This is a genomic window from Escherichia sp. E10V10 (assembly GCF_004211985.1).
GTDB lineage: Bacteria > Pseudomonadota > Gammaproteobacteria > Enterobacterales > Enterobacteriaceae > Escherichia.
Genome location: NZ_RHJO01000001.1, coordinates 844,743 through 859,278 on the forward strand (window position 1 = coordinate 844,743; position 14,536 = coordinate 859,278).

General features: G+C 48.9%; 13 protein-coding genes and 1 pseudogene. 4 read left to right on the top strand and 10 right to left on the bottom strand.

Going from position 1 to position 14,536, the window contains the following annotated elements; translation table 11 throughout:
- Nucleotides 1–31: 31 nt before the first annotated feature.
- From D9736_RS04120 to D9736_RS04130, 3 genes are read left to right on the top strand one after another with little or no spacing between them, the layout of a single operon-like run.
- Nucleotides 32–991: a 2-hydroxyacid dehydrogenase gene (locus tag D9736_RS04120; RefSeq protein ID WP_130218909.1), complete on the top strand. Its 960-nt coding sequence runs from the start codon at nucleotides 32–34 to the stop codon at nucleotides 989–991.
- 10 nt (nucleotides 992–1,001) lie between these two features.
- Nucleotides 1,002–1,481 carry a YhcH/YjgK/YiaL family protein gene (locus D9736_RS04125; protein WP_130218911.1) on the top strand — a complete coding sequence of 160 codons (480 nt, stop codon included), beginning with the start codon at nucleotides 1,002–1,004 and terminating at the stop codon, nucleotides 1,479–1,481.
- A 12-nt stretch (nucleotides 1,482–1,493) separates the two neighbouring features.
- On the top strand, nucleotides 1,494–2,237 hold the full coding sequence (locus tag D9736_RS04130; protein ID WP_130257769.1) for an SDR family oxidoreductase: 744 nt from the start codon (nucleotides 1,494–1,496) through the stop codon (nucleotides 2,235–2,237).
- A 50-nt stretch (nucleotides 2,238–2,287) separates the two neighbouring features.
- Here the strand turns inward: D9736_RS04130 and fadK are convergent, their stop codons facing one another.
- From fadK to D9736_RS04155, 5 genes are read right to left on the bottom strand one after another with little or no spacing between them, the layout of a single operon-like run.
- On the bottom strand, nucleotides 2,288–3,928 hold the full coding sequence (gene fadK / locus D9736_RS04135) for a medium-chain fatty-acid--CoA ligase (RefSeq protein ID WP_130257770.1): 1,641 nt from the start codon (nucleotides 3,926–3,928) through the stop codon (nucleotides 2,288–2,290).
- Between the two features lie 56 nt (nucleotides 3,929–3,984).
- Nucleotides 3,985–4,278: a ferredoxin family protein gene (locus tag D9736_RS04140; RefSeq protein ID WP_130257771.1), complete on the bottom strand. Its 294-nt coding sequence runs from the start codon at nucleotides 4,276–4,278 to the stop codon at nucleotides 3,985–3,987.
- On the bottom strand, nucleotides 4,275–5,564 hold the full coding sequence (locus D9736_RS04145) for an FAD-dependent oxidoreductase (RefSeq protein WP_130257772.1): 1,290 nt from the start codon (nucleotides 5,562–5,564) through the stop codon (nucleotides 4,275–4,277). Before D9736_RS04145 ends, D9736_RS04140 begins: the two co-directional genes overlap by 4 nt.
- Nucleotides 5,565–5,618: 54 nt before the next feature.
- Nucleotides 5,619–6,557, bottom strand: coding sequence for an electron transfer flavoprotein subunit alpha (locus D9736_RS04150; protein ID WP_130257773.1), 939 nt, complete (start codon nucleotides 6,555–6,557; stop codon nucleotides 5,619–5,621).
- A 19-nt stretch (nucleotides 6,558–6,576) separates the two neighbouring features.
- The gene (locus tag D9736_RS04155; protein WP_130257774.1) at nucleotides 6,577–7,341 is read right to left on the bottom strand and encodes an electron transfer flavoprotein; all 765 of its coding nucleotides are present in this window, start codon (nucleotides 7,339–7,341) and stop codon (nucleotides 6,577–6,579) included.
- Nucleotides 7,342–7,656: 315 nt separating this feature from the next.
- Here D9736_RS04155 and D9736_RS04160 point away from each other — a divergent pair, with 315 nt between their 5' ends.
- Nucleotides 7,657–8,568 (top strand): AraC family transcriptional regulator, encoded by a 912-nt coding sequence (locus D9736_RS04160; RefSeq protein WP_130208252.1) that lies wholly within the window; start codon nucleotides 7,657–7,659, stop codon nucleotides 8,566–8,568.
- Between the two features lie 43 nt (nucleotides 8,569–8,611).
- Here the strand turns inward: D9736_RS04160 and D9736_RS04165 are convergent, their stop codons facing one another.
- The 5 genes and pseudogenes from D9736_RS04165 to D9736_RS04185 all read right to left on the bottom strand — a co-directional run bounded on the left by D9736_RS04165 (nucleotide 8,612) and on the right by D9736_RS04185 (nucleotide 14,452).
- Nucleotides 8,612–9,763, bottom strand: coding sequence for an acyl-CoA dehydrogenase (locus D9736_RS04165; protein ID WP_000347861.1), 1,152 nt, complete (start codon nucleotides 9,761–9,763; stop codon nucleotides 8,612–8,614).
- 13 nt (nucleotides 9,764–9,776) lie between these two features.
- Nucleotides 9,777–11,372 carry an acyl CoA:acetate/3-ketoacid CoA transferase gene (locus D9736_RS04170; RefSeq protein ID WP_130257775.1) on the bottom strand — a complete coding sequence of 532 codons (1,596 nt, stop codon included), beginning with the start codon at nucleotides 11,370–11,372 and terminating at the stop codon, nucleotides 9,777–9,779.
- Nucleotides 11,373–11,518: 146 nt separating this feature from the next.
- Nucleotides 11,519–12,277 carry a type I 3-dehydroquinate dehydratase gene (gene aroD, locus D9736_RS04175; RefSeq protein ID WP_130218927.1) on the bottom strand — a complete coding sequence of 253 codons (759 nt, stop codon included), beginning with the start codon at nucleotides 12,275–12,277 and terminating at the stop codon, nucleotides 11,519–11,521.
- Nucleotides 12,278–12,307: 30 nt separating this feature from the next.
- Nucleotides 12,308–13,174, bottom strand: a complete 867-nt coding sequence (ydiB, locus tag D9736_RS04180) for a quinate/shikimate dehydrogenase (RefSeq protein ID WP_130218929.1) — start codon at nucleotides 13,172–13,174, stop codon at nucleotides 12,308–12,310.
- A gap of 11 nt (nucleotides 13,175–13,185) precedes the next feature.
- Nucleotides 13,186–14,452 (bottom strand): annotated as a pseudogene (locus D9736_RS04185) (MFS transporter).
- Nucleotides 14,453–14,536: the final 84 nt, after the last annotated feature.

Here is a 14,536-nt window from a genome sequence, read left to right on the forward strand (position 1 = left end):
CCTGCGGCAAACATCAATCAAGGAATAGTGTATGAACTTAAAAGATATTCAGGTGGCGATCGTCGGCAAATTAAGCGACCGCTTAATGGCTAAAGTTGAATCTACCTTCACCGCATATCGCCTGTGGGAACTGACCGACGCAGACGCTTTTTACACGCAGATCGCGCCGGATATTAAGGCGCTGGTGACCAGTGGTAATCCGGTAATGGGAGCTTCTCGGGCGCTAATTGAAAAATTTCCGAATCTGAAGATTATTGCCAGCAATGGTGTGGGCTATGACCCTATTGATATCGTGGCAGCCAGGGAGCATGGCGTTATCGTCACCAACACCCCTGGCGTGCTTAATGACTGTGTTGCAGACATTGGCATGGCGTTGTTACTCAATGTTGCCCGACGTATTAACATTGCCGATCGTTATGTTCGTGGCGGTCGTTGGCCAAACGAAGGGCGTTTCCCGATGGCGACGAAAGTGAGTGGTAAACGTTGCGGAATTGTTGGTCTGGGGAACATTGGTAATGCTGTAGCCCGCCGTGCAGCAGCATTTGAAATGGAAATTCACTATTTCGACCCAAAACCGCATAACAAACCTGAATGGACGGCGCATGATTCGCTGGTTTCTCTGGCGCAAGCGGTGGACTTCCTCGTTCTGACGCTGCCAGGCGGGGTAAGTACACGCGGCGTTATCGACAAAACTGTGCTGCAGGCTCTGGGGAAAACCGGACATTTGATCAGTATTTCCCGGGGATCAGTGGTGAACGAAACCGATCTGATTGATGCTCTGCAAAATAACATCATTGCTGGTGCGGCACTGGACGTTTATGCCAACGAACCACATGTGCCAGAACAATTAATGTCGCTGGATAACGTTGTCCTGACGCCACATATCGCCAGTGGTACGAGCGAAACGTTTAATGCAATGGCAGATTTGGTTTTTGATAACTTACAGGCTTTCTTTAGCGGACAGCCAGTTATTACCCCTGTTACTCAATAAGGCGGGAAATATGATTTATGGTGATATCGCGTATCTTAGTGAACAACAAAAGCGGACATTTCATCCTGTCATTGCTCGTGTCATTGAGTATCTTTCACAGCATGAGCTGAATAGTGTTCCTGTGGGGGAAAAGGTTTTTATTCAGGATGACTCAATATTTTATACCGTGGTTGAACCGATGACTAAACCACTACATGAATGCCGACCAGAAGTTCATCGTAAATATCTTGATGTCCATTTCTTAATTGCCGGAGAAGAGCGGATTTGTGTGGATTTTGATGATGGAGAAAACTCGGTTGTAGAAAGCCACCTAGGCGACCGTGACGTTATTTTTTATGCTGATGAACGTATTAATGATCGGATAATCACGTTGACACCAGGACAGTTTGTGGTGGTCTTCCCGGAAGAGGTACATCGGGCATGTTATAAAGTCGATAACGTGGAGAAAATCAAAAAAACAGTCGTGAAAATCGACATGAGTTTATTATAGGCGGAGCTGGCTATGACAAAAATTGCCCTGGTGACAGGGGGAAGTAAAGGTATCGGCTACGCGGCAGCAAAGGCACTCTATGACATTGGATATACTGTTATTATTGCCGCGCGTAACGAAGAAACCTTACAGCAATGTGCACAAGGTTTAGCCAAGGAACGCTTTATTCCTCTGGTTGCTGATGTCACGGATGAGTCCGCTGTCGTTGCACTATTTGCCGAGATTAAGGTTCGTTTTGGTCGACTGGATCTCTTGTTCAATAATGCGGGCAATAATAGTCCGGCAAAAAGTATTGAAGAGGTTGAGTTTACTGAGTGGACACGCGTGTTTAACGCCAATATTCACTCGACATTTTTGTGTTCGAAAGAAGCGATTAAAATCATGAAAGCGCAGCAGCCAATGGGAGGACGCATTATTAACAATGCGTCGATTTCCGCACTGACACCGCGCCTTTATACTGCGGCATACACGGCGTCGAAACATGCTGTTACCGGGTTGACCAAGGCCATTTCCCTTGATTGTCGCAAATTTAATATCGCTTGCGGGCAAATTAATATCGGCAATGCGGAAACGACATTATCGAATCGGATGCGTAAGGGCGTTTATCAGGCAGATGGCGCTATTAAAGCGGAAGATATGATGAATGTTGCTGATGTTGCAGCAGCCATTCAGATGATGGCCCAGTTGCCAGTAACCACGAATGTGCTGGAAATAACGATTATGGCAAATAATATGCCATATGTCGGACGTGGTTAATCGGGATTGAATAAAGCACCTTGCGTATAAGGTGCTTTATTATTTATGAATTATGCCTCAACGCATGTTTGTTCCAGCCGTTGAAGAATATCTTTGCGTAACAAAAATTTTTGTATTTTACCGGAGGCCGTGCGCGGCAGTTTTTCGATCACCACGATATGTTCAGGGTATTTATATTTCGCGACCCGTTTACGGCTAAAAAATGCCACTACATCTTCCAGCGATAATGAATGATGCGGTGCTTTCAGCACGACATAGGCGCATGAACGTTCACCTAAGCGTTCATCGGGCATTGCAACCACACAAGCATCGTGAATTTTAGGATGCTGCAATAGAATATCTTCCACTTCACGGCTGCTAATATTTTCGCCGCCGCGGACAATAATATCTTTCTTGCGTCCGGTTATTTTTATATAGCCAGCTTCATCCATGCGGCAGAGATCGCCACTGTAATACCAGCCCTCTTCATCCAGCGCGCGAGCGGTTAATTCAGGTTCATCAAAATACCCCATAAACACATTGGGGCCACGCGAGGCTTCTTCACCTTCGCAACCTGGCGGTAAGGTCTTGCGTGCGTCATCGACCACTTTAATTTCCACGCCTGCGGCAGCGTAACCATCGGTGTGCATAAAGCGCGACAAAGGATCGTCGAGATTCACCACTGCATGTGGCGAGCTTTCTGTGGAACCATAAACGCTTAATAATTTAATGCCGCGCTGCTGGCATTCACGCGCCACTTTTTTGGGGATCGTGGTGCCGCCGCAAAGAAAGAAACGCAGCGCAGAAAGGTCGGCAGGCTGTTTCTCTAGTAGATTCAAAAGGTCATAAACAAACGGCGTTGCTCCGAGCATACAGGTGCAACGTTGTTGCTCAAGCAGCGAGAGACAGGCTTCCGGGGTAAAAATATCTAACAACACGCTGCGGGCGCCAATCAAAAACGGCGCTGTTACGCCATGCAGAAACCCCGTCGCGTGACCGAGTGGTGCAGGCATCATAAAGACATCCTGCCAGGTCAGGTTAAGCCGCGCACAATAAGCCCGTTCGCTGGCGAGAATATTATTATGCGTTAGCATCACGCCCTTTGGCATGCCCTCAGTTCCGGAGGTAAATAGCACCGCCGCTAATTCATCGCCGTGGACCGATGTTGCGGCGACCAGTGGGGGATTGTCGGCAATAATCTGACTTAACGAGAGAGACGAGGTGGCGGGGGCCAGCTTATCCACGCCGACGATCTGTTGTAGTTGTGGAAGCTGATTTTGCAGTGGCAGGATTAAATCTACCGGACGCGTTTGTTTAAACAATGTCGGTGCAAAAAACATTTTTGCCTGACACTTATTGAGCACCCACACCAGTTCAGCTTCTCTCCAGGAAGGCAACAACGGCACGGAAACCGCACCGGTTTTCAGGCAGGCAAGATAGATAACGGTAAATTCACACCAGCCAGGCAGTTGAAATGCGATTCGATCGCCTGATTCAATACCCTTCGCCAACATCCAGTTTGCCAGACAGCTTGCGGCGTGATCGAGCGCGCTATAGGTGTACGTTGCACCATGATTATCGACCACGGCAATTTTGTCTGGCATCGCGCATGCAGTCTGCCGCCAGTAGTCGGCCAGCGAAGCATCGCCCCATAACCCTTGTTGTCGATAGGCTGCACGACGCTGCGCGTTAAACGTTAATGTCACTTTCATTTTGGACTCTCGAAACAGAACATCAGGCCCGAGGTGCGGGCCTGTGGGAAGCGTAATTAGCCGTAACGGAAATCAATACCGAAGGTGCCTGCGGGATATTGCCATTGTTCGAGAATAGTGTTGCCGCACAGCACCCGACAGGTGCCGCACTCCAGACAACCGGCGGAATCAAAATGAATGTTTCCCGCGTCATCCTGCTTATAAAGTCCGGCAGGGCAGGCTTTCATTAATTTTTGAAATTCATTGATGTCGGGATTTTCCGCCAGAATGATATGCGGGTGGCCCTCATCAACATGGAATTTGTTGACGCCTAATTTGACGTCAACGTTGACCGTAGCGTTCTGGCTCATAGCGCGGTTGCCCCCTTAATGCCATCTTTCAGCAGATTAATCAGTCCGATTTTTTTCGCATGTCCGAGAATCATTTTGCGTACCGGCTGGTTTGGTTTGCCGTCAATGGTGAACATATCGTTCATGATGTCGGCGACCATTCGTGGGTATTGGCTAAACAGGCGCGGGTTTTCCATCAGCGCCGGGATCTTGCGGAAATGCTGCATATCGCGCATAACACAACTTTGTTCCAGCTCACGTTTGTATTGCGCCAGACTGCTGGTGGAGAAATCCGCGCGTTCTTTGGCGGCAATCGCCGTTGTGGCAGCCGCCAGGGCCGATGCGATGGCTAAATCCATTCCGCGAACCGTAAAGCCCAGATTGAGGCAGAAGCCTGCGGCGTCTCCGACGATCATCACACCATCGTTAACCAGTTGCGGCACCATTGCCAGACCGCCTTCCGGCACCATATGCGCGGAATATTCAAGCAGTTTGCCACCGCTAATCAGTGGGCGAATGGCGGGGTGCTGTTTAAAATCCTCCAGCATTTGCGGCACGCTTTTTTGCGCATGGGCGATATCACCCAATCCACAAACCAGACCCAACGATACGGAATCGTGATTGGTGTAGATGAATCCGCCGCCCATCAGGCCGTCAGAAGGGGAACCGGCAAACAGCCAGGCGGCACCTTCGTCGTCAGTGACGTTAAAGCGATCGTTGATTTGCTCCGGCGTGAGGCCAATGACTTCTTTAACGCCAACAGCGTAATGATGCGGATCGGAGGCGGGAACCATTCCCAGCGAACGGCCAAGCATCGAGTTAACGCCATCAGCCAGAATCACCACATTGGCTTCGAGAATATCATCCCCGGCCTGGACGCCTGTGACCTTGTTTCCTTCACGAACCAGCGCATCGACGCGAACGCCCGGGATAAACTGCGCACCCGCCTGTTCGGCTTGTTCCATCAACCACGGGTCGAGACGATTGCGCAATACGGTATAAGACGCGTGTTGCGGAACATCTGGCTGCTCGCGGTGAAAATCGAGGGTAACGGCGCTTTCTTCGGTTAAGAAGGAGATTTTCTCGCGTGTGACTTTGCGTTCTACCGGCGCCGATGCAGCAAAGCCTGGAATGATCGCTTCAAGCGTGTGGGCATAAAGACGCCCGCCGGTCATATTTTTACATCCGGCACTGTCGCCGCGTTCGATCACCAGGACATCCAGTCCGGCTCGCGCCATGACCAATGCGGCAACGCTACCGGCAACGCCCGCACCGACCACAATGGCATCAAATTTGTCATCCGACATGCGTTATGCTCCCTTCCCGCTGCGTTTACAGCGGGAGATGTGGTTGAAAGGGAATTAGCGACTCAACTGGCTAATCAGGGCAGGGACGACTTTGTAGATATCGCCCACCAGACCGTAGTCGGCATAGTTGAAGATTGGCGCGTTTTTATCTTTATTGATGGCGACAATCACTTTTGCGCCATTGCCGCCAACCATATGTTGGATCTGCCCGGAGATCCCCAGCGTCAGGTAGAGATCGGATTTCAGCAACACGCCGGAGACACCGATATAACGTTCACGCTCCATCCAGTTCTCGCCTTCGGCAATCGGGCGTGAACAGCCGACTTCAGCATTGAGTGCCGCTGCCAGTTCGTGAATCATTTTCAGGTCATCCTGCGCTGCCAGACCACGACCGACGCCAACCACGCGTTTTGCTTTGCTCAGGTCCACGCTGCTTGCCGCTTTCGCACGGCGTTCGCGACTAAGAATTTCATGACGCGGAGCAACGTAAGGCACAGTTTCAATCGGACACTGATGCGAGGCGTCACTGGTGCAAGGTTCCTGAACACCGGGCGCAAGGGTAATGATCGCCAGCGGGCTGTTGATCTTTTCCTGGGCGAACGCCAGCCCGCCATACATACGGTGCTCGGCGTAAACGTGACTATCGACCACATCAACCGCAGTGGCATCGTTCACCAGCGCCGCATTCAGTTGCACACTTAACCGTGCAGCCAGCGCTTTACCGCGTTTCGTCGCGGCCAGCAGCAACATAGAGGGGTGTTTATCTTTCAGCAGGGCAGCAATGCTTTCAGCGTAATTTTCAGTGCGTTGCAGTGCGTCGTTTTGCTCAAGAACATAAATACATTTTGGACCATAAGGCATAACTGCCTGCGCCTGGTCGGTATTTTGTACAATGGCATACACCTGTTGGCCCCATTGCTGCGCGCCGCCAAACAGTTCGGCATAACGTTCAGGATTATCGCTAAAGACCCAGACGTTGTTTAATTGACTCATCGTTTCTTCTCCGTTGGCTTTAGTTCAGGGCTTTCTTCAGATGTTCCGCCAGCTCGGCAATGGCTTCCGGCGAATCGTTATCGAGAATGATGTGTTTGCGTTCTGTTTGCGGCGGTACGCGAACGCCGATCAGTTCAGCAAGCGGCGTGGCCTGGCTCCAGCCGATATCACTCGCCTGCCATTGATGTGCCGTTTTTTTGCCCGCGCCGAGAATGGCTTTCATCGATGGAATGCGTGGCACGTTAATATCGGACGTGACGCACAGCACAGCTGGAACAGCGAGTTCGATAACTTCAACTTCATCTTCAAGAGTGCGTTCAACTATCAGCGTATTCCCCTGACGCTGAATGGCACTCACCGCGTTGATCACCGGAAGTTGCAACATTTCTCCCACCAGCAGGCCAACCTGTTGGGCATAGAGATCGCCAGAACCTTCACCGAAGATCAGTAAATCGAAGCCGATCTTTTCTGCCGCCGCGGCCAGGGCCTTAGCCGTATCAAGGGGGAGTGCATGCTCAAGCTGGGCATCCTGCACCATATACAGACAGTGCGGTCCGCGGGATAACACGTCTTTACGCACTTTTGAGTTCTGCAACAATGAACCGCCGACGGTCAGCGCGGCTATCTCATCATCATCCGTTGCAAGCTGGCTTGCAGCTTCAATGGCATTGAGATCGAACTGGCTGATTTTGGCGTCGGCATTGTCGAAATTGAGGGTGTACTCGGGAGTGACAACAATGTCCTGTTCTTCAGGCACCAGCTTAAAGCAGGTTATTATTTTCATGATTTCTCCTGTGGGTCGCATACGGAACCATCTCCGATGGAAGGTAAAAATGGCCTGAAAATAGTGTGCGATAGCAGGGCGGGGTTTTCGACGGAGCAATCTGTTTTCCTTGCCAACAATCTTGCAAAAAAAATGAGATCGCTAAAACAAAAGCGAAATGTACAGAAATATTCTTCTGTGCTGGGCGTACTATCTTGCATTCAATGTAAATAATCTTGTTTAGCTCTCGCTAAATGCGGTTGTATAACCGCAATACACGCCGTATTTTATCCGGCATATATTGTTTTTACTTGCTCATGGAATAGGGAGGTTGTCATGTATCAACGCTGTTTTGATAATGCCAGCGAAACGCTGTTTGTCGCCGGTAAAACGCCACGACTTTCGCGCTTTGCGTTTAGTGACGATCCTAAATGGGAGTCGGGACATCACGTTCATGATAATGAAACCGAGCTGATTTATGTTAAGAAAGGGGTGGCAAGGTTTACCATTGATTCTTCGCTCTATGTGGCACATGCCGATGACATTGTGGTGATAGAGCGTGGCAGACTGCACGCGGTGGCCTCAGATGCTAACGACCCGGCAACGACCTGTACCTGTGCGCTATACGGTTTTCAGTTTCAGGGCGCAGAAGAAAATCAGTTACTGCAACCGCATTCTTGCCCGGTAATTGCCGCAGGGCAGGGAAAAGAGGTCATCAAAACGCTTTTTAATGAATTAAGTGTGATTTTACCGCAAAGTAAAAATGGCAACACATCTTCAGTGTGGGATGCATTTTCCTATACGTTAGCGATTCTCTATTACGAAAACTTTAAAAATGCCTATCGTTCGGAGCAGGGGTATATTAAAAAAGATGTCCTGATAAAAGATATTCTCTTTTATCTTAATAATAATTACCGCGAAAAAATCACTTTAGAACAGTTATCGAAAAAATTTCGTGCCAGCGTCAGTTATATTTGCCATGAATTTACTAAAGAGTATCGAATTTCTCCCATTAACTACGTCATTCAACGGCGTATGACGGAAGCGAAATGGTTGCTGACCAATACCGATTTGTCGCAGGCAGAAATCTCCTGGCGCGTGGGTTATGAAAATGTCGATCATTTTGCCAAACTGTTTTTGCGCCATGTTGGCTGTTCTCCCAGTGATTACCGCAAACAATTTAAAAATTGTTTTGCTGAACAAGAAATCTTATCTGAATTTTCTGAACCTGTAAGTCTTGCCGGATAAATCTGACGGCGCAGTTTTTGTCAGAAGCTGCGCCGCCTGAAGATTATTTATTCTGGTAATCTTTCAGGATCTGCCGACCTGCAACGTAAATCATAATCTCGTCAGTACCACCGCCAATCCGTTCACAGCGGACATCACGCCAGAAGCGGGAGACGCGTGCCTCATCGGTGTAGCCCAACCCGCCCATGATTTGAATTGCATCATCAATGACTTCCATTGCAGTGCGTGCGCAGTACAGTTTTGCCAGCGCCGCGCTGGTGCGCAGTGACTGATGCTGATCGGCTTGCCATGCCACTTTCAACACCATGTTGCGCATGTTGTCGATCTTAATCGCCATCAGCGCCAGTTTTTCCTGGATCATCTGGTTATGACCAATTGGCTTACCAAAAGCGATACGCTGGTTGGCATAGCGGGCGGCATCTTCGAATGCGCATTCGGCAAAGCCAGTGCTGCGCGCGGCGTTGATCAGGCGCTCCATCTCAAAGTTGTACATCACATTGAGGAAACCCATTCCTTCTTCGCCTACCATGTCGCTCTCTTCAACTTCCACGTTGTCGAGATAAACTTCGCAGGTGCTAAGCATATGCCAGCCGATTTTATGCAGCGGATTGATCTTAATGCCGGGCTTACTGGACTCAACCCACCACAGGGTGAAGGCTTTTTTCGGATCTTTCGGTTCCGGATCGCGCGCCAACACCAGCATATACGGGTACTCTTTCGCGCCAGTGATGAAGGTTTTCTGTCCGTTGATGTAAACCTTGCCATTTTTACGCGTGTAAGTGGTGGTGGCGCTGTTGTTATCTGAGCCAGCACCGGGTTCCGTCAACGCCAGGGCATAGGCGGGGTCGCCGGTTTCCAGGGTGCTTTCTGCCGTTTTACGTAGCTGCTCCTCAGAACCGAAACGGCGCATGCTGTGAATACACTGACCGTTGGTAATCAAAAACGCCGGAGCACCGCATTTTGACACTTCCATCAGCGCCAGCATCTGGGTGACGTAATCCGCAGGGATGCCGCCGAACTCTTCCGGCACGCCAAGCATAGAAATGCCGTTATCCGCCAGCGCCCGCATAAACTCACGCGGATATGTACCGTTTTGATCGCAGGTGCGGAAATACTCTTCCGGAAAGTTAGTTGTAATCAGTTCGCGAATACTGGCCAGCAGCAGTTCTTGTTCTTCAGTTAAAGAAAAATCCATCGTGATACTCCTGTTAATGAGCCGCTTCAGGCAGGATAAAACCCATCGCCGCATCGATAAATAATCTTTCGTCCATCATTTTCAGTTCTGGCGAAATAACTGGGGTGAAATCCATTTTGTCGAGAATATCTTTTTGTAAATCGACGCCAGGCGCGATTTCGATTAAATGCAGGCCGTCTTCCTTCAGGGTGAATACAGCACGTTCGGTGATGTAACGAACATCCAGTCCCCGTTCGAGCGCGATTTTTCCGCTAAAAGTAATTTCCGGTAGTTCACGGATAAATTTATTTACCCGTCCTTCCTGGACGATATTTAATTTACCATCGGCAATTTCTGTTTTTAAACTGCCCGCAGTTAACGTGCCGCAGAAAATGATTTTCTTCGAGGTGGCACTGATATCAATAAATCCACCTGTACCCATGATTTTGCCATTGAATTTATGCACACCGACGTTACCGTGCTGGTCGACTTCGGCAAAACTCAAATAACAGACATCCAGACCACCGCCGTGGTAAAAATCGAACTGGGAAGTCATATCCAGAATGGCGCGGGTATTCACGTTCGCGCCAAAGGCGATACCTTGCGAAGTAATACCGCCAATTGGGCCTGTTTCCACCGTCAGAATAAAGTCATCAGCACAACCTTCTTCCCGGGCGACCAGGCCAATACCGTCGGCAATACCGACACCAACATTCCCCACAGCACCTTTGCGCATTTCAAACAATGCGCGCCGCGCGACTAATTTACGCTGATTAAGAGGCAAGCTAAGTTGGGTGCTGTCATCCAGGGTGAAGTCACCAGAAATAAAACGATTAACTGGCGCACCGCCATACAGTTGGGTTTGGTCCGGATCGACCACCACAATATCGATAAGATAACCTGGAATATGGACAGCTTTAGGATGCAGCGTGGCTTTCTTAACCATCTTCTGCACCTGCATCATCACGATACCACCGTTATTGTGCACCGCCTGGGCAATAACCAATGCGTCGAGATACATCACTTCATCTTCAAAGGTGGCGTAGCCTTCGCTGTCGCAGGTGGTGGCACGAATAAAGGCAATATCTGGCGCGATCGCTTTGTAATAGAGATATTCTTTATTATCAAACTCGACCAGTTTAATCAGATCTTCTTTAGTCACTTCATTCAGTTTGCCGCCTTGCTGGCGAGGGTCGACAAACGTTCCGATACCAATATCGCTAATAATTCCTGGCTGGTGGGCAGCAGCAGCGCGCAATGTTTGAGTGAGCACACCTTGTGGATAGTTATAGGCAACAATTTTATTTTGTTCTGCGAGTTCAGAAATACGCGGTGATTGTCCCCAATGGCCGCATAATGCCCATTTCACCAGACCTTCTTGCGCCAGCGGACTAATACCCCGATCGGCGCGATCGCCAAGCCCTGTAGGGCTAATAATCGATAAATTACGCGGTGTCTGGGTTTGTTTATATTTGTCAGCAAGAGCGGTAATTAATGTGGTGGCTTCCAGAATACCGCCACCTGCACCTAATACACAAAGCGTTGCTTCGTCGGGAATATAACTTACCGCTTCCTGTGCCGACAGGACCGGCACGCGTCCATTAATACGAGGTGGTTTTACAGGTTTCATTATTTTTTCCTGATTCAGGTGTGGGTTTCTCTGCGCAAGCATTAAAAATAGCGCACAGATACCCACAGAATATTTTTATTAAAATACTCTTTAAAAATATTTTTTTAATACGGCGGGGAAGGTTACTCCCGCCGGTACGTTATTTATTACGCCTGGTGCAAAATAGTTAATACTGTGCGCAAATCATTCACCGATATTTGCCCAGGCGCAGAGGCTTTTTTTACTGCGCCAAAGGTTGCGGCCGAACCAAATACTTCACCAGCCAGACGGGAAATTACGCCAGTTTTTGCCATCGACATCGTGATGATTGGACGATCGGCATACTGCTCCTGCATCTCCAGGGTAGCGGCAAGCAACGTCAGGACATCGCTGGTGCTTTGCGGCATCAACGCAATTTTAGGAATATCGGCGTCGAAGGACTGCATTTTACGCAAACGGGCAATAATCTCTTCGGCTTCCGGCGTTTTATGGAAGTCATGGTTGGACATGACAACCTTCACATCATGCGCATGTGCATAGGCGACGGTTTCTTTAACCTGATCATCGCCGGTAAATAACTCCAGATCGATCATATCGACCAGACCGCTGTCGATGGCTGCGCGATTGAGTGCAATATAAGCCTCAGTGGAAATCGCCTGCTCGCCGCCTTCTTTAGCGCTACGGAAGGTAAACAGCAGCGGTTTTTCTGGCATTACCTCACGGAGGATTTTTGCCGCGGCCATGACTGACTCCACGCTGGAGAGGTCGGCAAAGTGGTCCACACGCCATTCCAGAATATCAAAGTCCGCTTCACGATAGGCGAGAGCTTCAGATTTCACGCTGGCGATATCCTTTGCCATCAGCGAGACGATGATTTTTGGTGCGCCCGTGCCAATGACGAGATCTTTTACTGTTACGGTTTTCATTTTTTACCCTTTCTGCACGCGGTCAGCCTGTCAGGCGCCGAACCCCATGACCTGTTTAACGTATTCCAGAGGGAAATCTTTGCCAGTCCATAACGTGAACTGTTCAGCCCCTTGCCACAACAACATGCCGTATCCATCAATCGTTTTGCAACCTGCTTGTTGCGCCTGCTGCAATAACTTCGTCATATGCGGGTTATACACGCATTCAGTGACCAGCAGCCCTGGGTGTAACATACTGACATCGTTAACTAATGATTCATTTTCAAGAGGCTTCATACCCACTTTTGTGCCGTTGGTTAAAATGTCGGCGGAAGCCAGGGCTTCAGCAAAGGCTTGCTGATCGGCGAGATCGGTAACGGTGACGACACAATCGGTGTTTTCGTTGACCCGCTGCGCGAAGGCGAGGGCTTTATCGAAGAATTCATCCCGACGGTTGAAGATTTTAATCTCTTTTAAACCTTCAATTGCCCCCTGTGCGCCAATCGCCGTTGAGGCACCACCGGCACCTAGCAGCACCATCGTTTTGCCTTTGATATCAAAACCGCTCTCTTTAATGGCGCGAATATGGCCCGTGCCGTCGGTGTTATAGCCGCGCAGGTAGCCGTCATCATTGACGATGGTATTGATAGCGCCAACCAGTTTTGCCGCAGGTGTTAATTCATCAACATATTCACACGCCAGTTGTTTGTTAGGCATCGACACACCGGTTCCGCGCATTTTTAAGGCTTTTAAGCCTTCAATTGCACCGGCAAAGCTATCGTTATCCACTTCAAAGGCCATATAGGTAAATGGCAATCCCGCTTTTTCTAAGGCTTTGTTTTGCATTTCAGGCGATAAACTGTGGCGGATAGGATAGGCCATCAGGCCAATCAATTCGTATTTAGCGGTAACATCCATAATTAACTCCTCTAATTTCTTTGCTTAATTGTGTTTAACCGGGGTGCTAAGACTGCGTTCGCCAAACCGGACATCATTTTCAGGAATAATGAACACGCGGTAATAGCGGATGAAAACAATAATTGCGGTAATCATGGCCAGCAGCGCGAAAGTAAAATCGAGAACGATGATGTATTGCAGGCCGATATTTGACAGATAACCGGTAATCAACGGAATAACAAAATTGGCCAGACCACCCATCATCATATAAATACTGGTGACTTTGGCTTTACTTTTTGGAAAAAACTCGGACATGACTGAAACGCCAAGCTGTAAAATACCGCCAGCAGCAGAAAAACCGATAACAAAAGCCCCGGCATTACAGACCAGTGGCGAAGGGTACAGGTAAATGATAGCGGCGGTTACCGTTGCCAGTGCTGAGTTAAACACGTTAGCCCAGATGGGACGCACCATTTTTTTCAATAGTGCGGCAAAAATAAAGACACAGACCAGCGAACCCATACTGTAATAAGAGATGGTTTTTAATGCCGCAGCTTCCGACATACCGGCAAACGCCATCGCATATTTGGGCATCCACACGACAATTACATAAAAGGTCGAGAACGCGGCAACACCGAACAGTACTGATGAAACACCTTCCAGCCAGACTAACGGTTTACTGTTCATTTGCGGTAGTTCACCAGCTACGCTGGCATCCACCAACTGACCTGGGAATTTGCTTTTCAATAGCATCAGCGTGATCAGCACAAACAGGATGCCTGGGATAATCAGCCCATAACCGTACCAGATGTTATTCAACAGCATATAACTCACCAGCATCGGATAGAGCATTTGCCCGAACGATATCATCGCCTTAACCAATATTACGGCTGAACCCGAGGCTTTCGGGAAGCATTCCATCAACGCCGGATATCCACCGGTATCCAGGGCTGAGTTGGCGATACCAACGCACACAGCCAGACCGTAAGCGAGAGCTAAACTTGGGCAGGCCGGAATACCAAAGAAAAACAGCATATACATGGCAACGGCCATGAATATTACTGCTCGTCGACCAAATTTATCGGAGATTACACCGAAGAATAAAATACTTATCAGACGGCCCAGACCGATACCAGAAATTAAATAGGCGATACCGGCGTTATCGGTAGAAAACTTTTCTGCCAGAGATGACATGTTTTGTGCAAGCGTAATAACACTAATGCCATGTAGGAAATAGCTGAAGTATACACAAAGGACAGCCAGGATAAATGGCGTGCTGAAAGCCTTATTTTGAGACATTTTCACAGCTCCTTGCTGAAAGATAATTTTGTTACCGTCCGTGTTGTATTTCGACGGTTTTCATAATCACTATACTGAAGATGA

Bases quoted from the DNA above. Each gene is read 5' to 3' on its own strand.
- D9736_RS04120 (WP_130218909.1), top strand. From the start codon at position 32: ATGAACTTAAAAGATATTCAGGTGGCGATCGTCGGCAAATTAAGCGAC.
- D9736_RS04125 (WP_130218911.1), top strand. From the start codon at position 1,002: ATGATTTATGGTGATATCGCGTATCTTAGTGAACAACAAAAGCGGACA.
- D9736_RS04130 (WP_130257769.1), top strand. From the start codon at position 1,494: ATGACAAAAATTGCCCTGGTGACAGGGGGAAGTAAAGGTATCGGCTAC.
- fadK (WP_130257770.1), bottom strand. From the start codon at position 3,928: ATGAAAGTGACATTAACGTTTAACGCGCAGCGTCGTGCAGCCTATCGA.
- D9736_RS04140 (WP_130257771.1), bottom strand. From the start codon at position 4,278: ATGAGCCAGAACGCTACGGTCAACGTTGACGTCAAATTAGGCGTCAAC.
- D9736_RS04145 (WP_130257772.1), bottom strand. From the start codon at position 5,564: ATGTCGGATGACAAATTTGATGCCATTGTGGTCGGTGCGGGCGTTGCC.
- D9736_RS04150 (WP_130257773.1), bottom strand. From the start codon at position 6,557: ATGAGTCAATTAAACAACGTCTGGGTCTTTAGCGATAATCCTGAACGT.
- D9736_RS04155 (WP_130257774.1), bottom strand. From the start codon at position 7,341: ATGAAAATAATAACCTGCTTTAAGCTGGTGCCTGAAGAACAGGACATT.
- D9736_RS04160 (WP_130208252.1), top strand. From the start codon at position 7,657: ATGTATCAACGCTGTTTTGATAATGCCAGCGAAACGCTGTTTGTCGCC.
- D9736_RS04165 (WP_000347861.1), bottom strand. From the start codon at position 9,763: ATGGATTTTTCTTTAACTGAAGAACAAGAACTGCTGCTGGCCAGTATT.
- D9736_RS04170 (WP_130257775.1), bottom strand. From the start codon at position 11,372: ATGAAACCTGTAAAACCACCTCGTATTAATGGACGCGTGCCGGTCCTG.
- aroD (WP_130218927.1), bottom strand. From the start codon at position 12,277: ATGAAAACCGTAACAGTAAAAGATCTCGTCATTGGCACGGGCGCACCA.
- ydiB (WP_130218929.1), bottom strand. From the start codon at position 13,174: ATGGATGTTACCGCTAAATACGAATTGATTGGCCTGATGGCCTATCCT.